Origin of the sequence: Rhodococcus sp. YH1 (genome assembly GCF_009939605.1) — a bacterium.
Classification (GTDB): Bacteria; Actinomycetota; Actinomycetes; order Mycobacteriales; family Mycobacteriaceae; genus Rhodococcus; species Rhodococcus aetherivorans.
This window is the reverse complement of sequence record NZ_WVTE01000251.1, coordinates 17,932-35,896: the sequence shown is the minus strand read 5'-3', so window position 1 is coordinate 35,896 and position 17,965 is coordinate 17,932. Positions and strand designations below refer to the sequence as shown.

16 protein-coding genes and 1 pseudogene are annotated in these 17,965 nt (G+C 72.2%); 14 read left to right on the top strand and 3 right to left on the bottom strand.

From position 1 onward, the window contains the following. Positions 1-110: 110 nt before the first annotated feature. The 6 genes and pseudogenes from AIIKEEIJ_RS24430 to AIIKEEIJ_RS24405 form a co-directional block, all read left to right on the top strand. Positions 111-506 (top strand): annotated as a pseudogene (locus AIIKEEIJ_RS24430) (phosphotriesterase); the annotation flags it as partial. A gap of 71 nt (positions 507-577) precedes the next feature. Beyond that, the gene (locus AIIKEEIJ_RS24425) at positions 578-1,705 is read left to right on the top strand and encodes an FAD-dependent monooxygenase (RefSeq protein ID WP_006938622.1); all 1,128 of its coding nucleotides are present in this window, start codon (positions 578-580) and stop codon (positions 1,703-1,705) included. Positions 1,706-1,709: 4 nt separating this feature from the next. After that, a complete protein-coding gene (locus AIIKEEIJ_RS24420) occupies positions 1,710-2,651 on the top strand; it encodes an alpha/beta hydrolase (RefSeq protein ID WP_006938621.1) in 942 nt (313 codons plus the stop codon). A gap of 13 nt (positions 2,652-2,664) precedes the next feature. Continuing rightward, positions 2,665-3,594, top strand: coding sequence for an MBL fold metallo-hydrolase (locus tag AIIKEEIJ_RS24415; protein ID WP_338021012.1), 930 nt, complete (start codon positions 2,665-2,667; stop codon positions 3,592-3,594). Positions 3,595-3,617: 23 nt separating this feature from the next. Next, entirely contained in the window at positions 3,618-5,351 is a 1,734-nt protein-coding gene (locus tag AIIKEEIJ_RS24410; protein WP_161996762.1) for a CocE/NonD family hydrolase, read from the top strand. Between the two features lie 79 nt (positions 5,352-5,430). Next, positions 5,431-6,420 carry a hypothetical protein gene (locus tag AIIKEEIJ_RS24405; protein ID WP_161996761.1) on the top strand — a complete coding sequence of 330 codons (990 nt, stop codon included), beginning with the start codon at positions 5,431-5,433 and terminating at the stop codon, positions 6,418-6,420. A gap of 24 nt (positions 6,421-6,444) precedes the next feature. Here the strand turns inward: AIIKEEIJ_RS24405 and AIIKEEIJ_RS24400 are convergent, their stop codons facing one another. The 3 genes from AIIKEEIJ_RS24400 to AIIKEEIJ_RS24390 are packed head-to-tail and all read right to left on the bottom strand — an operon-like array spanning position 6,445 to position 9,565. Then, positions 6,445-7,422 carry a glycerate kinase gene (locus tag AIIKEEIJ_RS24400; protein WP_161996760.1) on the bottom strand — a complete coding sequence of 326 codons (978 nt, stop codon included), beginning with the start codon at positions 7,420-7,422 and terminating at the stop codon, positions 6,445-6,447. Further along, positions 7,404-8,342: a hydroxymethylglutaryl-CoA lyase gene (locus AIIKEEIJ_RS24395; RefSeq protein WP_161996759.1), complete on the bottom strand. Its 939-nt coding sequence runs from the start codon at positions 8,340-8,342 to the stop codon at positions 7,404-7,406. Before AIIKEEIJ_RS24395 ends, AIIKEEIJ_RS24400 begins: the two co-directional genes overlap by 19 nt. After that, positions 8,339-9,565: a CaiB/BaiF CoA transferase family protein gene (locus AIIKEEIJ_RS24390; RefSeq protein ID WP_006943021.1), complete on the bottom strand. Its 1,227-nt coding sequence runs from the start codon at positions 9,563-9,565 to the stop codon at positions 8,339-8,341. Before AIIKEEIJ_RS24390 ends, AIIKEEIJ_RS24395 begins: the two co-directional genes overlap by 4 nt. 167 nt (positions 9,566-9,732) lie before the next feature. Between AIIKEEIJ_RS24390 and AIIKEEIJ_RS24385 the strand changes: the two genes are divergently transcribed. The 8 genes from AIIKEEIJ_RS24385 to AIIKEEIJ_RS24350 all read left to right on the top strand — a co-directional run bounded on the left by AIIKEEIJ_RS24385 (position 9,733) and on the right by AIIKEEIJ_RS24350 (position 17,960). Next, on the top strand, positions 9,733-9,924 hold the full coding sequence (locus tag AIIKEEIJ_RS24385) for a hypothetical protein (protein ID WP_006941589.1): 192 nt from the start codon (positions 9,733-9,735) through the stop codon (positions 9,922-9,924). Between the two features lie 170 nt (positions 9,925-10,094). Continuing rightward, positions 10,095-10,337 (top strand): helix-turn-helix transcriptional regulator, encoded by a 243-nt coding sequence (locus tag AIIKEEIJ_RS24380; protein WP_006941585.1) that lies wholly within the window; start codon positions 10,095-10,097, stop codon positions 10,335-10,337. Positions 10,338-10,342: 5 nt separating this feature from the next. Next, positions 10,343-11,578: a type II toxin-antitoxin system HipA family toxin gene (locus AIIKEEIJ_RS24375; protein ID WP_029542565.1), complete on the top strand. Its 1,236-nt coding sequence runs from the start codon at positions 10,343-10,345 to the stop codon at positions 11,576-11,578. Between the two features lie 105 nt (positions 11,579-11,683). Next, a complete protein-coding gene (locus tag AIIKEEIJ_RS24370) occupies positions 11,684-13,768 on the top strand; it encodes a hypothetical protein (protein WP_161996758.1) in 2,085 nt (694 codons plus the stop codon). 4 nt (positions 13,769-13,772) lie between these two features. After that, positions 13,773-15,428 carry an NERD domain-containing protein gene (locus AIIKEEIJ_RS24365; protein ID WP_161996757.1) on the top strand — a complete coding sequence of 552 codons (1,656 nt, stop codon included), beginning with the start codon at positions 13,773-13,775 and terminating at the stop codon, positions 15,426-15,428. Further along, entirely contained in the window at positions 15,425-16,048 is a 624-nt protein-coding gene (locus AIIKEEIJ_RS24360; RefSeq protein WP_050034902.1) for a hypothetical protein, read from the top strand. The genes AIIKEEIJ_RS24365 and AIIKEEIJ_RS24360 overlap by 4 nt, the downstream gene beginning before the upstream one ends. 12 nt (positions 16,049-16,060) lie before the next feature. After that, positions 16,061-16,993: a hypothetical protein gene (locus tag AIIKEEIJ_RS24355; protein ID WP_029542573.1), complete on the top strand. Its 933-nt coding sequence runs from the start codon at positions 16,061-16,063 to the stop codon at positions 16,991-16,993. A 43-nt stretch (positions 16,994-17,036) separates the two neighbouring features. Further along, positions 17,037-17,960, top strand: coding sequence for a LysR substrate-binding domain-containing protein (locus AIIKEEIJ_RS24350; RefSeq protein WP_006939143.1), 924 nt, complete (start codon positions 17,037-17,039; stop codon positions 17,958-17,960). Positions 17,961-17,965: the final 5 nt, after the last annotated feature.

The window sequence follows — 17,965 nt, the reverse complement described above, 5'->3', positions numbered from 1 at the left end:
GGTGATGGCGTTCTCGGCGTCGATCGCCAGGTGGGTCAGGATCGGCACGCCGGTGCTCAGCGCGGCGCAAGCGGCAGCACGGTAGATGCGCTTGTCCAGCTCCGTCATCCGGCCTCCCGCTGGACCGCGTGCTGTTCGGGCACGCCGACGACGGCGTGAACGCCGAGAAGACGCGCGACACCTGGATCGCCGAACAGGGTGGCCGCGTCGGCTTCGACACCTTCGGATACGAGACCGAACTCGAGGACCCGCCGTTCTGGGCCCGGCCGCGCAAGGAACGCCTGGACCACTTCCTCCGGTTCCTCGGGGAGGGCCACCTCGACCAGGCACTCGCCGGCGTCGATGCCAACTGCAGCCCGCTCGGGTGGCCGGGTGTCAAGGGCCACACCGTGAACTACCTCTTCGAGGACCTCATTCCGGACCTGCGCGAGGCCGGTCTGGACGAGGCCACGATCACCACGCTGTTCGTCGAGAACCCGGCCGACTTCCTCACGATCCAGTCCTGATCGCCCCAGGACAACCCAGCGCATCCACTCCCAGGGCGCTCCCGTACGCCCGACCCAGAGAGAAGAGACCCATGCAGCCTTCAGACCTGAAGAACCTCCGCGTCGCCATCGTCGGCGCGGGATACGCCGGCGCGGCGGCGGCCAAGGCACTGAGCCTGCTCGGCGCCGATGTCGACGTGTACGAGCAGGCCACCGAGGTCCGGGAGGTCGGCGCCGGCATCGGTCTGCGCCCGTCCAGCATGGACCGCTTCCGCGAATGGGGGATCTTCGACGCGATCGCGAACGTGAGCTCGCCGAGTGACTACTTCGAGATCCTCACCGCCACCGGTGATCCGATCATGAAGGACACCTGGCCGGCCTCCGCCGACCAGACGAAGACCTACCTGATCCACCGCGGTGACTTCATCGACGCTCTCCTGGGCGTGCTCCCCGACGGCATGGTGCACCTCGGTCACAAGCTGCAGACCGTCGAGGACCGGGGCGACCGTTCCGTCCTCACCTTCACGAACGGCACGACCGTCGAGGCCGACCTGGTCGTCGGCGCCGACGGCATCAAGTCGGTGGTGCGCCGGGAGCTGTTCAGCGACAAGGACCCACGGTTCTCCGGCGAGCACGCCTACCGCGCAGTGATCTCCGTCGACGACGCCCACGGGATGGTCACCGACGACAATCTCCGGATGTACATCGGCAAGGGAACGAAGGTCTACCTGCTGCCGCTGCGCCACCGGGGCCAGGTGTCCTTCGACATCACTGCCCTGTGCCCGGACAGCACCTGGGCGCCGCAGATCACCAAGGACGATCTCCTGAGGACCGTCGAAGGCTTCGACGAACGCATCGTGAACATCACACGCGACCTCGACATGGACACCGTGAACATCCGCGCGGTCTACGACATCGACCCGGTCGACACGTGGCACTCGGACTCGGTCGTCCTCGTGGGCGACGCGGCCCACTCGATGCTGCACCACCAGGGCCAGGGCGCGAACTCGGCAATCCTGGACGCCGGCGGTCTCGCCGACGCCCTGCGGGAGGCGGACTCCGTCAGGGAGGCGCTCGCGTCGTACCAGGCAACCCGCAAGCCGGTGACGGACGAGCTGCAGCGCATCTCCCGTCAGGGATGGACCGAGGACGAGGTCAACGACGTCTTCCCCGGGCAGAAGCCGTCGTCCCAGGCGTCCGTCTCCCAGCCGCAGGTCTGACGCCATGGCACTGCATCCTCAGATCGCACAGGTCCTGGCGAACCTGCCGGCCCCGCCCGAGGGCCCGCTCGACCCCGCGGCCATGCGTGCAGCGGAGGAGTCGCAGGTTGCTCCCGTCGAGGAGCGCCTGCCCCTCCATGCCGTCGAGGACACGACCGCGCAGACCGCGTCGGGGGACGTGCCGGTCCGGATCTACACCCCGGTCGACGCCGACTCGTACGGACTGCTGGTGTACTTCCACGGCGGCGCGTTCTTCCTCGGAAGCCTCGACACGCACGACCACGTCGCGCGGAACCTGGCCGAGGAGACCGGGCTGAAGGTCGTCTCCGTCGGCTACCGCCGGGCACCCGAGGCGGCGTTCCCGGCCGGCCTCCAGGACTGCCTCGGGGTGGTCCGGTGGGCCGCCGAGAACGGCGAGGCCCTGAAGTGGAACGGTGAGACCCTTGCGCTGGCCGGTGACAGTTCGGGCGGCACCTTCGTCGCCGCCGTCGCCGCGATGGCCCGCGACGAGGGATTCGACCGCATCACGCATCAGGTCCTGTACTACCCGTCGCTGGACCTGGATTTCGACGTCGACCGCTACGCCTCCCTGCGGGAGAACGCCGAAGGGTACGGCGTGGAGACGGCCGGACTGAAGGGCTTCAACTCCTTCTACGTCGACAGCGGTGCCGACCCGGCCGACCCGCGGGTGTCGCCCATCAAGCGCGAGGATCTCACCGGGCTGCCCCCGGCGCTGATCGTCACCGCCGAGTTCGACCCCATGCGCGACGAGGGCGAGCTCTACGGCCGGCGTCTGACCGAGGCCGGAGTGGACGCGACGGTGCGGCGCTACGCGGGCGCCAATCACGGTTTCGTCCAGAACTTCTCGTGGATCCCGGAGTTCCACCGGGCGTTCGAGGAGACGGCGGAGTTCCTTCGGCAGGCCCGACCCGGCCGGGGGGAGTGACGTGGTGCAGGACGTGAAGATTCATCCGCTCGTCTCGCCGTGGGGTCGATTCGGTCTCTACAGCTTCTTCATCGACGCCCCGGAGCCGGCGATCGTCGACACCGGGATCGCCTCGTCGCCCGCCGAGGGCATGGCTCCTGCGCTCGAGGCTCTCGGGCGCAGGATCGAGGACGTGCGCTGGATCCTGTTGACCCACGGCCACATCGACCATATCGGTGGGGCGCGCGCCCTGTGGGAACTCACCGGCAGACGGGCCCGGGTCGTGATCCACGAGGCCGACGCGCACCTGTTGCGCTCGCGGCGGGCCCACGTCGACGAGTACCTGTCGGTGCGTGGGCAGTACCTGCACGATCCCGAGGGCGCTGCGAAGCAGACCGCCACCGCGGAGGCCGTCATCTCCGGGGAGATGGAGCCGACGATGCTGGTGCGGGGCGGCGAAAGGCTGTCCCTCGGCGGCGACGTCACCGTCTCGGTGCATTCCATCCCCGGGCACACCGCAGGATCGGTCGCGTACGTCGTCGAGGGGCAGAACTCCGTGTTCGTCGGCGACGCCGTGCAGGTCCACGGGGCGGCCAACGGCTTCCCCGGCTACGAGGATCCGGACGCGTACCGGTCGAGCCTGCAGTACCTGCGGGACGAGATCCGCCCGAATAACCTGTACCTGGGGCATCCGTACCGTCGGGCGGACGGTGTCGCGTACGGCGTCGAACTCGATCGGGACCAGGCTGCCGAGGCACTCCGGGAGAGTGTGGACATCGAGGGCGGCGTCCGCGGCGCGGCCCATCGGTGCCTGTGCGCCGGTCTGCAGGAGACGGATTCGGCGTACTCGCCGTTCGCGCCGGTGGCGGAGGAACTCGGCTACGAGGGGGATCCGACGCTCGAACCGTCCCCGTTCTTCACGTCGCTGCACGGCTACCGCACACAGTTCACCCAGAAGTCTTGACAGAGGATAGGAGTCGCAGACTCATGGCCGATTTCGAAGAATTCGACGCGGGTGGGCAGACCATCCACATCCACAAGGATCTCCGGGTCCCGATGCGGGACGGGATCGAGCTGGCGGCAGACGCCTACCAGGGTGTCGACGACAAGCCTCGACCGGCGCTGGTCGCGCTGAGCCCCTACGGCAAGGAGCTGCAGGCGCTCGCCCTCACGACGCCGCCGCAGCGTCGCCCCAGCCCGATGTGGGACGGCTGCATCGAAGCCGGGGACATCGCCCGCGTCGTCGCGGAGGGCTACGTCCACGTGATCGGCGACCTGCGCGGCTCCGGCGCCTCCGAGGGCGAACACATCGGCAACTACAACGCCGGCGGCGTGCCGCTGGGGCAGGACGCCTACGACTTCATCGAGTGGGTCGCCGAGCAGCCGTGGTGCGACGGCAACGTCGGCATGATCGGCATCTCCTATTTCGGGTCGATGCAGGTGCTCGCCGCCGCGGAGCGTCCGCCGCATCTGAAGGCGATCTTCGTCAGCGGCGGCCACTACGACTTCTACGAGACCACCTACCACGGCGGCATCATGTGGTTCATGCCGCGGGCCGCCCGCGAGGGCCGCGGCGGCGACTCCGGCTGGGCCTTCACCGACAACGTCAAGTCCCGCATGCTCGAGACGTACTCCCCGGAGGAGATCAGGGAGCGCGTCGCCGAGCGCCTCGAGGATCCGGATGTGGCCGCCTGGCCGAACCTGGTCCACGTGCTGAACTACCCGAAGCACCACGAGGCCTGGTTCGACATCGTGATGAACGAGCTGGACGGCGAGTGGTACGAGGAGCGCAACCCCATCACTCTGGCCCCGAACATCGACATCCCGGTCTATCTGCAGATCGACCAGGGTCGCGGCTGGACGATGGACGGCACGATCGAACTCTTCGACGCGCTGAAGGGTCCGAAGAAGCTGGACATCGGCCCGTACCCGCCCATGCAGTCGCGCCCCTTCATCGAGGAGCACGACAAGATGTTCCGCTGGTACGACTACTGGATCAAGGGCATCGACAACGGGATCATGGACGAGCCCGCGGTGAGCGTCTTCGTCGAGGGCTCGCGTGAGCGGGTGACCGGCAACCAGTGGCCGCCGAAGGACATCGAATACACGTCCCTCTACCTGCGCCCGCGCGGCAAGCTCTCCACCGAGCCGGAGCCGATGGGTGCGCAGTACGCCGCCCCGGACGGCTTCTATCAGGCCCCGCTGACCGTCACCGACAAGGTCGAGATCCTGAGGTGGGAGACCCCGGTGTTCGAGGAGTCGACGGAGATGATCGGCACCGGTGCCGCGCACATCTTCGCGGAAATCGACCAGCCGGACTCGAACTTCATCCTGCGCCTGTGGGACTACGCCCCGGGCGGCAAGCGCCAGCTGATCACCACCGGCTACCTGAAGGCCTCGCACCGCGAGCTGGACGAGCGCACCACCGAGGGCAACCCGTACCACCCGCACACCCGCGCTGTGCCGGTCGAGCCCGGGAAGATCGAGGAGTACGTGCTGCGCCTCTACCCGTTCGCGAACACCTTCCAGCCGGGTCACAAGCTGACCGTGGAGCTGTCCAACGGGGAGCCGCTGGCCGACGAGCACAACGCGCTGCTCCCGCCGGATGCGTTCCACCTGCCGGTGGGCCGCCCGGTCACCCACAAGATCTACCGGGACGCCGCCCACCGGTCCCGGCTCGTGCTGCCGGTCACGACGCGCAGGGCGGGGGAGAAGGAGTAGCGACAGCGGTTTCGGACGCCACGTCCTTCCGCCACGGTGCGTTACGCTCGGGCATCGTCCCGTCGGCGGAAGGGCAGTGATGCGTGCGGTGCTCGGCGTTGCGATCGATGCCGGTGAGGTCTGTGCGGTGCTCGTGGATGCCGACGTTCCGGCGCTCGGACCGTTCGACACGCAGCGGTGGGCCGCCGGCGAACGCGCGGACGCGGAGGCGGTGCGCCGGGCGCTCGCGGTGATGACCGAGCGGGCCGCGCGGGCCGGGGTGCCGTTTGCCCGCGCCGGACTGGTGGCGTCCGAGGCGGTCGTGCCGGACTCCGCGGTGCCGGTGCAGGCCGTGGGGGTCGACGAGGCCCGGCTGGCCTTCCTCGCCGCGGCCCCGGAACTCGAGGGTGTACGGGTGGTGGCACTGATCGGCCGCGACGATGCGGCCACGACCGCGTCGGTCGCCGACATCCGTTCGGGGGCGGTCCTCGCGTCGGTCGCCGTGGCGGAGGACGACTTCGGTGGGATCGCCCCGGCCTTGCCGGAGGCCGCGGACGAGGCCGTGGCGCGGGCCGGGGTGGCGCCGGAGGCGCTGGCCTTCCTGGACCTGCGACCCGGCGACGCCGCGGTCGCCCGGGAGTTGTCCGCGGTGCTCGGCGTGCCGTTCGTGACCCCGCACGGCGTGCCGTGGCACCGGGCCACCGGAGCCGCGCTCGTGGCCGCACACACCGATCGGCCGCCGGTCCCGGCACCTTCCCCGGGCCGCCGGGTGGCGGTGCTGGTGTCGGCCCTCGTCGCGCTGGCCGTGCTGCTCGGCGGCGGGCTGGCCGTCGCCATCGGTGGGGCCGGACCGTCCGAGCCGCCGCGCCCGGCCGACGCCGTCCGGTCCGTGCCCGCACCGCAGACCAGCCTCTCGCCGGAGACCGGGACGCCGTCCGCGGTTCCGTGCCCGGGGCGCGACACTCCGGCCGCGCAGGCGCCCGAGGCCCGTCCCGCGGGCTGGTCGGTGCGGGCGTCCGACCCCGACCTCGGCCCCCACCCCGGCCCGACGCCGCCGACGACGACCGTCACCGCACCCCCGTGCGAATGACGTTCCCCCGGAATATCGTTCGATTCAGGCGCGGCGTGCGAGCCGGGCGCCGGCCGCACGCATGGCGTCGAGATCGGTGGCGACCATGATCTCCGCGAATCGGTCGCGGTAGTCACCGAGGTCGTCGCCGACGGATCCCACCACCGCCACCACCGGCACCGTGTGGACCCGGGCGAGGATCGCCGAGACGATCTTTCCGGCACGGGACTGTCCGTCGAGGCGGCCCTCGCCGACGACGACGAGGTCGGCGCCGGCGAGGGCCGCGTCGAAACCGACGGCGTCGAGCACGAATTCGGCTCCCGAGCGCAGGTCCGCGCCGAACTGCGCCCACATGCCGCCGGCGAAACCGCCGGCCGCGCCGGTGCCGTCGACCTCGCGCGGATCACGCGGAAGCGTCACGGCCGCGTCCTCGAGGCGCCGCGTGAGCCGCTCCACGGCTGTCTCGTCGGCGCCCTTCTGCGGGCCGAACACCACGGCGGCGTCGGCGTAGCGGGTGGTCACGTCCGTCAGCACCGTGACGGTGGCGGTGCCCAGGCCGCCGGCCTCCACGATGGCGGTGATCGCGCCGAGCCCGCCGTCGGTCGTGGCCGACCCGCCGGCCGCGACGACGATGTGCGTGGCGCCGCGCCGCAGCGCCTCGACCATCGCCAGCCCGGTGCCGTAGGTGTCCGCCGTCATCGGATCACGGAAGCCCTTGTGCGGTGTGGTGATTCCGCTGAAGGTGGCGAGTTCGACGACTGCGGTGCCGTCCTCGCCGAGTCCGAACGATCCCGAGCACGGTGCGCGCCAGGGGTTCACGGATTCCATCTCGATCAGCTCGAGGCCGAGCGGGCCGGTGAGCACGTCGAGGGTGCCGTCGCCGCCGTCGGCCACCGGCATCCGGATCGCCTCGAGCCCGGCGGATTCCGCGCCGGCCGCCACCTCCTCGGCGACCTCCGCGGCCCGGTACGTGCCCTTGAAACTGTCCGGAGCGATCAGCACCCTCACCGGTTCACCACCCATTCGAACGCCGCGGCCTCGGATCGGGCCCCCTGCGCAGCGCGGGAGCGGTTCGGCTCGCCCAGCTCGGCGACGACGGACTCGCCGAGCCGGACCAGGTCGGCGAACACCGCCGGGGTCAGCCAGGGGGGCCGGGTGGCGAAGAGCAGGTCCTCGCTCGCGGTATTGCCGCTCGCGCCGGGGGCGAACGGGCAGCCGCCGAGACCGCCGAGCGAACCGTCCACCACCGCGGCGCCCGCCCCGATCGCCGCGAGGCTGTTGGCGACGCCCAGACCCCAGGTGTCGTGGCCGTGGAAGACGATGCGGCGGGCGGGGGAGTCGTCGCGCACCCGGGACACCAGCGCCGCGACCTGCGCCGGCACGGCCTGGCCGAGGGTGTCCGCCAGGACGACGTCGGCGGCGCCGTCGGCGCGGGGGTCGCACGCGATCTCGAGCACCCGGTCGGGGTCGACAGGCCCGTCGAACGGGCAGGTGAACGCCGTGGCCAGGCAGAGCTGGATGCTGCCGCCGGCAGCGCGGGCGTGCTCCACCGCGGCGGGCATCGCGGCGAGGCTCGCGTCGGTGTCCCGGCCGATGTTGGCACGGTTGTGTGCATCCGACACCGACAGGCAGTACTGGAAGTGCCGGGCGCCGGCGGCGGCCGCCTTCTCCACGTGCCGCGGCGTGGCCACCCAGATGTAGCAGCGGTCGAGTTCCTCGGGCGTGAGCATCCCGATCAGTTCGACGGTGCCGGCCATCGGGGGCACCAGATCGGGCCGGGCCATCGAGCCGATCTCGAGCTGCGGCACGCCGGCGGTCAGCAGGGCACGGACGATCTGTGCCCGGCGCTCGACGGGCAGCACCTTGCCGGTCAGTTGCAGCCCGTCGCGCAGGGTCACATCGCGCAGTTGCGGTGCCCCGGCCTTCACGACACCACCGCTCACGACACCACCTCCAGGAGCTCGTCGATCTCGGCCTCGGTCCGGCCGAGCAGGCCGCCGAGGATCTCGCGGGTGTGTTCGCCCAGGTCCGGCCCGACGTTGCGGATCGGCAGCGACCGGCCGCCGAGCACGGGCACGATGCCCGGGAACCCGACCTGTTTCGGCTCGTCCTCGCCGACGTCGACGGCGAAGTGCTGGATCATGTTACGGGCCCGGTACTGCTCGTCGTCGACGATGTCGGCCGCCGTGTAGATCGGCCCGCACGGCACCCCCGCGGCCTCGAGGATCCCGAGCACCTCGTCGCGCGGCCGGCGCCGCGTCCAGTCGGCGATCGCGGCGTCGAGTTCCTCCCGCCGGTCCCACCGCCCGTGGTTGGTGGTCAGGCCGGGATCGTCGGCGAGGTCGGGCCGCTCGATGGTGCGCATGTAGCGCTGGAAGATGGCGTCCGCGTTGCCGGCGATGATCACGGAGGTGCCGTCCGAGCAGGGGTAGGCGTTCGAGGGGGCGATGCCCTCCATGCGGCCGCCGACCCGTTCGCGCCGGACGCCGTAGGCGAGGTAGTCGGGAATCAGCGATTCCATCATCGACAGCATCGACTCGTTCAGGGCGACGTCGACGACCCGGTTCACCATCGGCAGCGACCCGATCAGCTGCCGCTGCAGCAGCGCCGTGACCGAGCCGAAGGCCGCGTACAGCCCGGCGATGGAGTCGCCGATCGACACCCCGACCCGCACCGGCGGCCGGTCCGGGTCCCCGACGAGTTCGCGGAACCCGCCGACGGCCTCGGCGACGGCCGCGAATCCGGGGCGATCCGCGAGGGGCCCCGTCTGGCCGAACGCGGAGATCCGGGTGATCACCAGGTCGGGCTTGATCTCCGACAGCACCTCGGGGCCCATGCCCCACTTCTCCAGGGTGCCCGGCCGGAAATTCTCGAGCAGCACGTCGCAGTGGCGCACCAGATCGAGGATCACGGCCCGGCCCGCGTCGGTACGCAGGTCCACCACGATGGACTTCTTGTTGCGGTTCACCGTGCGGTACAGCATCGACGTGTCCCCGGCGTACAGGCGCCAGTTGCGCAGTTCGTCGCCGGTGCGGGGACGTTCGACCTTGATGACCTCGGCGCCGAAGTCGGCGAGCAGCCGGCCCGCGGTGGGTGCGGCGATGTAGTTGCCGAGTTCGAGGACGCGGATGCCCTCGAGAGGGCGCAGGATCTCCTCCGAGTTCATGGGCAACAGTGTGCCCTGTGCCGCTGCGCGGCGTGTGCCCTGTGCCGCTGCGCGGCGTGTGCCCTGTGCCTCCGGCGAGCGGACACGCCGCGCCCCTCCCGCGATCGTGTGACCCAGCGCACTATTCTTCGTAGTCGGGCGGGGGGCCTCGGGAAGGTGCTTGGGTCATGGTGGTCGCGAAAGTCGTTCTGTGGTGTGCGCTGCTGGCGGGTCTGGTCGGCGCCGGGATCGCCGTCAACGCGCTGCACGTGCACGGTGCCGTCGGCTCACTGATCGTGGCGTCGGTCGCGGGCCTGGTGCTGCTGCGGCTTCGGCCCGCGGCCCAGCTCGAGGTCGAGCCGGATCGCGTCACGCCCTGACCGGCCGCACCCCTGGGCTTGCGAGGCCAGGCCGAAGCCACGAACTCCCGTGGACGGGCCGGCTTTGCGACTCTTGAGCTTGCCATTGCAGGCATAGCCCTGGACAACTGCGCGTAGCGACGGCACACTCGACGCAAAGCATGCCGTCGCAAGCACAGGGAGGAGACGCCGTGGCCACGCCCCGCCGTCGCGCCCGCACGGGACGCGGCGGTCTCGGTGACCACTTCGTCGACCGGCGGCACCGGCTCGGCCTCACCCAGTCCGAGCTGGCCGACCTCGCCGGGGTGTCGCGCTCGAGCGTCCAGTCGCTCGAGTCCGGCCGCGCCACCGTGCAACTCGACCTCGTCGTGGCGATCGCCGACGCGCTGGGCTGCGACCTGACCCTCACCACGCGCGGCGACCGGGCCGGGTGAGCGCGGTGGTCGAACGCCTGGTCGCCGTCGACAGCGCCGACGTGTACAAGGGCGACCGCTTGGCCGGGCACCTCACCCGGGACGGCCACGATGTCGTGTTCCGGTACGCGCAGGACTACCTCGACGATCCGGCCGCTCCCGCCCTCGCGTGGACGGTGCCGAAGACCGGGGAGGAGGTCCGCGCCGGCGGCGGCAGCGTGCCCCCGTTCTTCGCCGGCCTGCTGCCGGAGGGCATCCGGCTCCGCGGCGCCGTCGCCGCCACCAAGACCTCCGAAGACGACCATCTCACCATCCTCATGGCGGTCGGCGCGGACACCATCGGCGATGTGCGGGTGCTCCCCGCCGGCGCTCGGCCCCCGACGTCGACGCTCCTGCTCGACCCGGATGCCGTCCGGCGCGAGGACCTGCACGAGCTGTTCGACCGGATCTCCGGCCACGAGTCCGTCGTCCTCGACCCGACCTCCCTGCCGGGAGTGCAGGCGAAGGTGTCGGCCCAGATGTACTCCGCCCCCGTCGCGACGGTGCAGGGCCCCGCCATCCTCAAACTCGCACCGCCCCGCGGCTACCCCCGCCTGGTCGAGAACGAGCACTTCTTCATGGGTCTCGCGACCGCCTGCGGCCTCGCCGTCGCCGGGCATCAGCTCGTCTACGACCGCAGGGGCAACGCGGGACTGCTCGTCGCCCGCTTCGACCGATGGATCGGTCCCGGCCACACCGTCCACCGCACCGCGCAGGAGGACGCCTGCCAGGTCCTCGGTGTCTACCCGGCGGCCAAGTACCGGCTGAAGACCGAACGCGTCGTCGAGGCGCTGGCCGCCGCGTGCGAGCGCGGCGGCGGATCGGCCCGCGTCGCCACCCTCGAACTGCTGCGGCTCGTGGCCTACTCGTACGCCGTCGGCAACGGCGACCTGCACGGGAAGAACTTCTCCATCCACCTGACCGAGGCCGGGCTGTGGGCCGTCACCCCGGCGTACGACCTCCTGTGCACCCAGCCCTACCTCGGTTGGCGCGACCCGATGGCCCTCGACCTGTACGGCAAGGCCAACAAGCTCACCCGCCGCCACTTCGTCGAGTCCGGTGGCCGGCTCGGCGTGCCCGAACGCGCCGTCGTCCGGATGCTCGACGGGATCCGGCGCGGGATCGCCGGCGGCCTCGACCGCGTCGCCGAGATCGGGTTCGACGACCGGGACACGGCCCGCCTGCGGGACATGCTGGTCCGGCGCGCCGACGAACTCGGCTGATCCGGTCGTCGTACGACGACCGGACCGCCGGCCGGTAGAGTCCCCGACGGGCGTTCCGCACGAGACCGCGGTCGCCTGTCGCGCATCGAAGAGGAGCACCGGGTCGTGTCGCTGTGGTCGACTGCACTGTCCCCCGGGATGCTCAGCGAGTACATCTGGCTCGACCTGATGCCGTGGCTCGACCGGTACGGCTCGGCCCGCAACGCGCAACTGGCCGCCCTCGTCCCCGACGAACGCTGGTGGGAACGCCGGTCCCCGGCGGAGACCGCCGCCTCCGCCGACGTCGTGGCGATCTGTGGGGAACTGGCCCGCATCTACGTCACCGAGCACCCCGATCTCGCGTTCTCCACGGGAATCGCCGACACCGTCGACGTCCCCGTCGCGGCGCTCGGGCTCGGCACCCGCGCCGCCGCCACCGTCGCGCGGCTGCCCCGCGCGGCGACCACCGCCGGCCTGCTCGGCTACACGCCCGCCGCCCTGTTCTCCGTGCGCGGTGCGGGCCCGGAGACCGTGCACCAGATCGTGCAGGCCGTCCTCGTCCTCGCGATCCTGCGGGACCCGGCGTCGCTGCGGGTGGCGACCGACGCCCCCACGCTCCCGCCGGCGCTGTCGCTGCTGATCGACGACCTCGTCGCGCTCGCGCGGTGGCGCGGGCTGCGCGCCGACCCCGACCGGCCGTTGGTGCGGGTCGAGCTCGAGGACGGCACCCCCGAGGAGATCCAGCAGGTCGCCGCGCGCATCGCCGCCCTGACCGCGCGTGACCTGCCCGTGCCGGCGCCCCACCGCGCGCTCGACGAACTCGCCGCGTACGTCGCCGGGCTGTCCGCGCCCGAGCGCGACGCGATCCGCCGCCGCGTCCTCGGCGACGAGCCGCCCGACCCGGACGCCCCGTCGACCTTCGCGTTCGGTACCGCCGTCGGCGACCTGCTCGCGGCGCTGCGCGTGGACGTGCGCCCCGTCGCCGCCCTCGACCGGATGCTGGGGTTGCGGCCGGAGCTGGCCCAGCCCGTCCCCGGGCTCGACGTGCCGCTGTGGCGGGCTCTCGCCCGCCTCGACGACCGCTTCGAGGTGGTCGACGGGTGGGTCGCCGTGCCCGGTCTGGCCGAGGCCGAGCGGCGCACCCACGCGCTGCTCGCCGAGTTCGAATCCCCGAACGGGGTCGTCGAACCCGCGGCCGTCGCTGTCGTGTGGGACCTGCCCGCCGCGGAGTTCGCCGCGTGGCTGCGCCGGTGCGGTGTACCGATGTTCGAGGGCCGCGCTCTGACCCGGCGGTCCGCGTTCGCCGATCATGCCGCGGCGGTTCTCGAGGTGATCGGGGATCCGCTGCCGGCCGCGGAGCTCGTCGACCGCATGGGCACCCCCGCGGGTCCCGCCGCCGTGATCGACGCGATCGGCGCAGACGAACGGTTCACGCTCTCCGAGGACGGCAGGTGGTCACTCAGCGAATGGGAGACCGACGAGGCGGGCGCGGTGCGCGGCCGCATCGCCCGGATCGTCGACGCCGACGGCGGATCCGCCGACCTGGACCGCGTCGTCGACCGTCTGGTCGAGCGTTTCGGGGTGTCGCCGACCAGCGCCCGCATCTTCGCCGGCAGCGGTGACTTCGAGATCGTCGACGGCCGGGTGCGCCGGCGCCGCCGCACCCACGTGAGCATCAAGCCGCCGCACCGCACCCGCCGCCTCTACCGCCTCGGCGACGTGTGGCGGCTGCGGGTCACCGCCACGCGTGACCACCTGCGCGGTGCCGACTTCCCGGTGCCGTCCGCGGTCGCGGGGGTCATCGGCTGCGCGCCGGGCCGCGAGGTCTCCCTGTCGTCCCGGCTGGGCACCCAGGTCGTGCGCTGGACCGGCGCGTCCCCCCATCTCGGCAGCGTGCGACGGTTTCTCGAGGACCTCGGGGTGGACGAGGGCAACGAGATGTTCCTCGAGTTCCACCCCGGCGGCCGGTTCGACGTGCTGCCGCTGCGCACCGTCGCCGACAACGCCGAACCGCTGCGCAAGGCGCTCGCCCTCATCGGCCACTCGGCCCCGGAGATCGTGCCGGACGAGGGCGTCGCGCCGGCCTTCGCCGCCGCCGTCGGCCTGGGCGACGAGACCCGGCCGCGCCGGGTGCTCAGCGCCTACCGGGCCCGGCACGAGGCCGAGGTGACCGCATTGCTCGAGCAGGCATGGGTGCGCGTGCCAAGCTGAGCGCATGCCGATCCGCAGACCCGAGCATCCGCTGTTGGCGAACGACGCCGAACGCGTCGTCTGGGACGCGCTCGTCCGGCAGCTCGGCGACGGTGATCTCGTCGCCGCGGGCCTGCGCGTCACCGACCATCTCAAGGACCACGAGATCGACTTCGTCCTAGCCCTCGAGGGCCACGGCATCGCGTGCCTCGAGGTCAAGGGCGGCCAGGTGTGGCACGACGGCTTCCAGTGGGTGCAGGCCCGGCAGGGCAAGGACCGGTCGATCGATCCGGTCCGGCAGGTGATGCAGTCCTGCTACGCGCTGCGCCGCTACGTCGAGGCCGACCCCCGCTGGACGCAGGGCCGGCTGCGCTGGGACCACTTCGTCGTCCTGCCCAACACCGAGGTCCGCGCCGACTTCGCCCTGCCCGAGTGCCCCCGCTGGAAGGTGATCGACCGCAACGACCTCGGCAGCATCGCCGAACGGCTGCGCGCGGTGCTCGACAAGCAGGAACTCGACCGGCCGGCCCTCGTCGCCGACGGCGTCGACCAGTTCGCCGAGGTGCTCGCGGGCCGTGGCCTGCCGCAGCGCGACGTGGTTTCGCGTGCCGTCGCCAACGAGGACGCCGCGGACCGGCTCACCGAGCAGCAGGCCGTCATCCTCGACGCGACCCGCCTGCTGACCCGGGTCGAGGTGCGCGGCGGCGCCGGCACAGGCAAGACGTTCCTCGCCCTCGAGCAGGCCCGGCGCCTCGCCGAGCAGCACCAGCGGGTCGCGCTGATCTGCTATTCGCACGGCCTCGCGTCGTACCTGCAGCGGATCACCGCGACGTGGAACCGGAAGAAGCGGCCCGCATACGTCGGCGAGTTCCACGCCCTCGGCCGGCTGTGGGGGGCCGCCGAGGGTCCCGACGAGGCCCTGCGCACCGCCGACACCGTGCGCTTCTGGGAACACGACCTGCCCGCCCAGATGACCGAGCTGGCCCGGTCGCTGCCGGAGGGACAGCGCTTCGACGCGGTCGTCGTCGACGAGGCGCAGGACTTCGCCGACGCCTGGTGGGATCCGATCATGGCCGCCCTGCGCGACGAGGAGACCAGCGGCATCTACGTGTTCACCGACGAGGCGCAGCGGGTGTTCGACCGGGAGGGCCGGCCCCCGGTGCCGCTGGTTCCGCTGGTGCTCGACCACAACCTGCGCAACACCCGGCAGATCGCGGGGACCTTCGGCCCGCTCGTCGGGCAGCGGATGCGGCTGCTCGGCGGCGACGGCCCCGACGTGCAGTTCGTCGCGTGCCGCGGCGACGAGGCGCTCGCCGTGGCCGACGACCGGATCGACGCCCTGCTCGAGGAGGGCTGGCGGCCCGGCGACGTCGTGCTGCTCGCGACGGGCAGCCGGCACCCGGAGCAGGTGGCGCGCCAGTCCGAGGGCAACTCGGCGTACTGGGACAGCTTCTGGGACACCGAACAGGTCTTCTACGGGCATGTCCTCGGCTTCAAGGGACTCGAGCGCCGGGCGGTGGTGCTCGCGGTGAACGAGACGCAGCCCCAGGAGCGCTCGCGCGAGCGCCTGTACGTGGGGTTGTCCCGGGCCCGCGACCAGCTGGTGGTGTGCGGGGACCCGGACTTCGTCCGGCAGGTCGGCGGTCCGGAGCTGGCGGCACGGCTGGGGATCGGCCGATGAGCCTGCTGCGGGACTGGACGGTGTCGGCGACGGCGGGGGAGTTCGTCGGATTCCTCGTTCCCGCCGTCGTCGGGGCCGTGCTGTTCGACAGTGCCGCGGCGTTGCCGGCGCTGATGGTGGCCGGTGTCGTCGAGGGATCGGTGCTGGGCTGGTCGCAGGCGCGGGTGCTGCGGCACCGGCTGCCGGCGATGTCGGTCCGGCGCTGGGTGCTGGGCACGGGTGTCGCCGCCGCGTGCGCCTACCTGCTGGGGATGTCGCCCTCGACCTTCTACGAGACGTGGTCCGCGTGGCCGGTGGCGATCCCGATCGCGCTCGGTGTCCTCTTCGGCGTGGCGTTGCTGGGTTCGATCGGGGTCGCGCAGTGGCTCGAGCTGCGTCGGCACCTCCCGCGCGCCGGGCGCTGGATCGTGTGGACGGCCGGTGCGTGGCTGGCCGGTCTCACGCTGTTCCTCGTGGTGTGCACGCCGCTGTGGCAGCCCGGCCAGCCGCTGTGGCTCACCGTGGCGATCGGGGCGCTCGGCGGCCTGCTGATGGCGTTTGTGACCGCCCTGGTCACCGGCTTCGGCATCCGTCACCTGCTCGGCACGGAGCATCCTGCTGCGCCCGTCGTGCGCGCGTAGCACCATGGAGCCATGGCCGACGACGCGCACATCGAGGAACCGGGTCCCGCCGACGAAGCCGTCGCCCGCGCCCTGCGGGACGCGATCGTCTCGGTCGAGGCCGCCGTCGCGCGGGTGCACGAGTTCTCCGCGGAGATCTTCGAGCTGGTCGGCGCACCCGGAGGCGGGGACGCCGTCGACCACCACAACGCGCTGACCAGGGTGGCTGGGCTCCTGGACGCCACCGGGCAGCTGCGCGCCACCGACTGGGAATCCGTGCGCGGCCTCGGCGACGTACTCGCCGATCGGGCCGGGCGGCTGCGAGCCCACACCGGAGAAGTGCTCGACGGGCTCGCCGCCGACGCTCCGGCGCAGGACCGGGTGGCCTGCCTGCAGCAGGCCGTGGAGACCGACCGGCTCGGCGAGACGTTGCAGCTGCTCGTCCTCGTCGAGGACTCGCTGAACCTGTGGCAGCGGCTGCGGCTCGCGCGGATCCGCACCACCGAACCGGACCGGCTCGAGCACGAATGCGCGGCGATCGGCACGACGCTCGCCGGGCGCGTCGAGCGGGACGTCGGGCTGCTGCTGCGCGCCCGCGCACGGCTGGCGAGCTACGCCGCGCTCAAGCCGTTCGAGCTGGTGCGATGGCTGTCGACCGCCCGGGTGAAGAAGGACATCGCCCGGCTCCGGGCGGACCTGGACGACGTCGCGGCGGCGCTCGGCAGCGCCGCGGAGCGCGCCCTCGAGGCCGAGGATCCGTCGGTGGCCGAGAACCTGGCGGAGCTGGGCAACCCGGTCCGGGCCGTCAGCGGTGCCCTCGGCGACAGCGCCCGCACCCTCGGCGGCCGGGCCGTCGGGGCGGGCAGCACCGGGGTCGGGAAGCTGGGCCGGGGGCTGCACCGGGTCGCGGAGCCCCGCCGGCGGCCGGGCGGCGACGTGCCGCTGACGACCGCCCCCGACGCCTGACCGCCGCGACGGGCGCGGCGCGGACCGCCCATATGATCGATTCATGAGCAGCGACCGGGCGCCGGCCTTCACCATGCGGCAACTGGTCGCCTTCGTCGCCGTCGCCGAGACCGGGACGATCAGCGCGGCGGCCGACCGGCTGCTGGTGTCGCAGTCGGCGGTGTCGCTGGCGGTCACCGAACTCGAGAAGGCGCTGTCGGCGCAGCTGTGCGTGCGCCGCCGTGCCCACGGCGTGCACCTCACGCCGGCGGGGGAGTCGCTGCTGGCCCGGGCGCGGGCCCTGCTGCAGCAGGCGAGCGAGATCGAGGACGAGATGCTCGGGGCGGGCGGCGAACTCGCCGGCCGGCTCGCCGTCGGGTGTTACACGACGGTCGGGCCGACGATCCTGCCGCCGCTGTTGTCCGAGTTCACCGAGCTTCATCCGCGGGTGTCGCTCGAGTTCCGGGAGGCGATGGCCGACGAGCTGGGCGAGCGGCTCGAGGGCGGGGCGCTGGACGCGGTGATCACCTACGACCTGGAGCTGCCACCGGCATGGCGCACCGCCACGCTGATGACGAGGCGGCCGGCGCTGGTCGTGCAGGCGGGGCACCGGCTGGCGGCCACGCCCGGCCCGGTGGAGCTGGCCTCGGTGCGGGACGAACCGATGGTGTTGCTCGACGCGGTGCCGGCGTCGACACACGCGATGCAGGTGTGTGCGCGGGCCGGGTTCACGCCCCGGATCGAGTACCGGTCGGCGAACTACGAGACCGTGCGGGCGTACGTCGGCCGGGGCCTGGGCTGGACGATCATGCTGCACCAGCCGCAGCTCAACCGCACCTACGGCGGACTGAAGATCGTGCTGTTGCCGATCGACGTCCCCGACCTCGATCCGGTGCGGCTGGTCATCGCCTGGCGTCCCGACGTGGTGCTCAGCCGGGTGGTACGCGAGTTCATCTCGTTCGCAACGGCCCGCGTGGGCGCGCTGTGAGCGGC

Excerpts from the sequence above, each read along its gene's own strand:
- AIIKEEIJ_RS24425 (WP_006938622.1), top strand. The coding sequence starts at position 578 with ATGCAGCCTTCAGACCTGAAGAACCTCCGCGTCGCCATCGTCGGCGCG.
- AIIKEEIJ_RS24420 (WP_006938621.1), top strand. The coding sequence starts at position 1,710 with ATGGCACTGCATCCTCAGATCGCACAGGTCCTGGCGAACCTGCCGGCC.
- AIIKEEIJ_RS24410 (WP_161996762.1), top strand. The coding sequence starts at position 3,618 with ATGGCCGATTTCGAAGAATTCGACGCGGGTGGGCAGACCATCCACATC.
- AIIKEEIJ_RS24405 (WP_161996761.1), top strand. The coding sequence starts at position 5,431 with ATGCGTGCGGTGCTCGGCGTTGCGATCGATGCCGGTGAGGTCTGTGCG.
- AIIKEEIJ_RS24400 (WP_161996760.1), bottom strand. The coding sequence starts at position 7,422 with ATGGGTGGTGAACCGGTGAGGGTGCTGATCGCTCCGGACAGTTTCAAG.
- AIIKEEIJ_RS24390 (WP_006943021.1), bottom strand. The coding sequence starts at position 9,565 with ATGAACTCGGAGGAGATCCTGCGCCCTCTCGAGGGCATCCGCGTCCTC.
- AIIKEEIJ_RS24385 (WP_006941589.1), top strand. The coding sequence starts at position 9,733 with ATGGTGGTCGCGAAAGTCGTTCTGTGGTGTGCGCTGCTGGCGGGTCTG.
- AIIKEEIJ_RS24365 (WP_161996757.1), top strand. The coding sequence starts at position 13,773 with ATGCCGATCCGCAGACCCGAGCATCCGCTGTTGGCGAACGACGCCGAA.
- AIIKEEIJ_RS24360 (WP_050034902.1), top strand. The coding sequence starts at position 15,425 with ATGAGCCTGCTGCGGGACTGGACGGTGTCGGCGACGGCGGGGGAGTTC.
- AIIKEEIJ_RS24355 (WP_029542573.1), top strand. The coding sequence starts at position 16,061 with ATGGCCGACGACGCGCACATCGAGGAACCGGGTCCCGCCGACGAAGCC.
- AIIKEEIJ_RS24350 (WP_006939143.1), top strand. The coding sequence starts at position 17,037 with ATGAGCAGCGACCGGGCGCCGGCCTTCACCATGCGGCAACTGGTCGCC.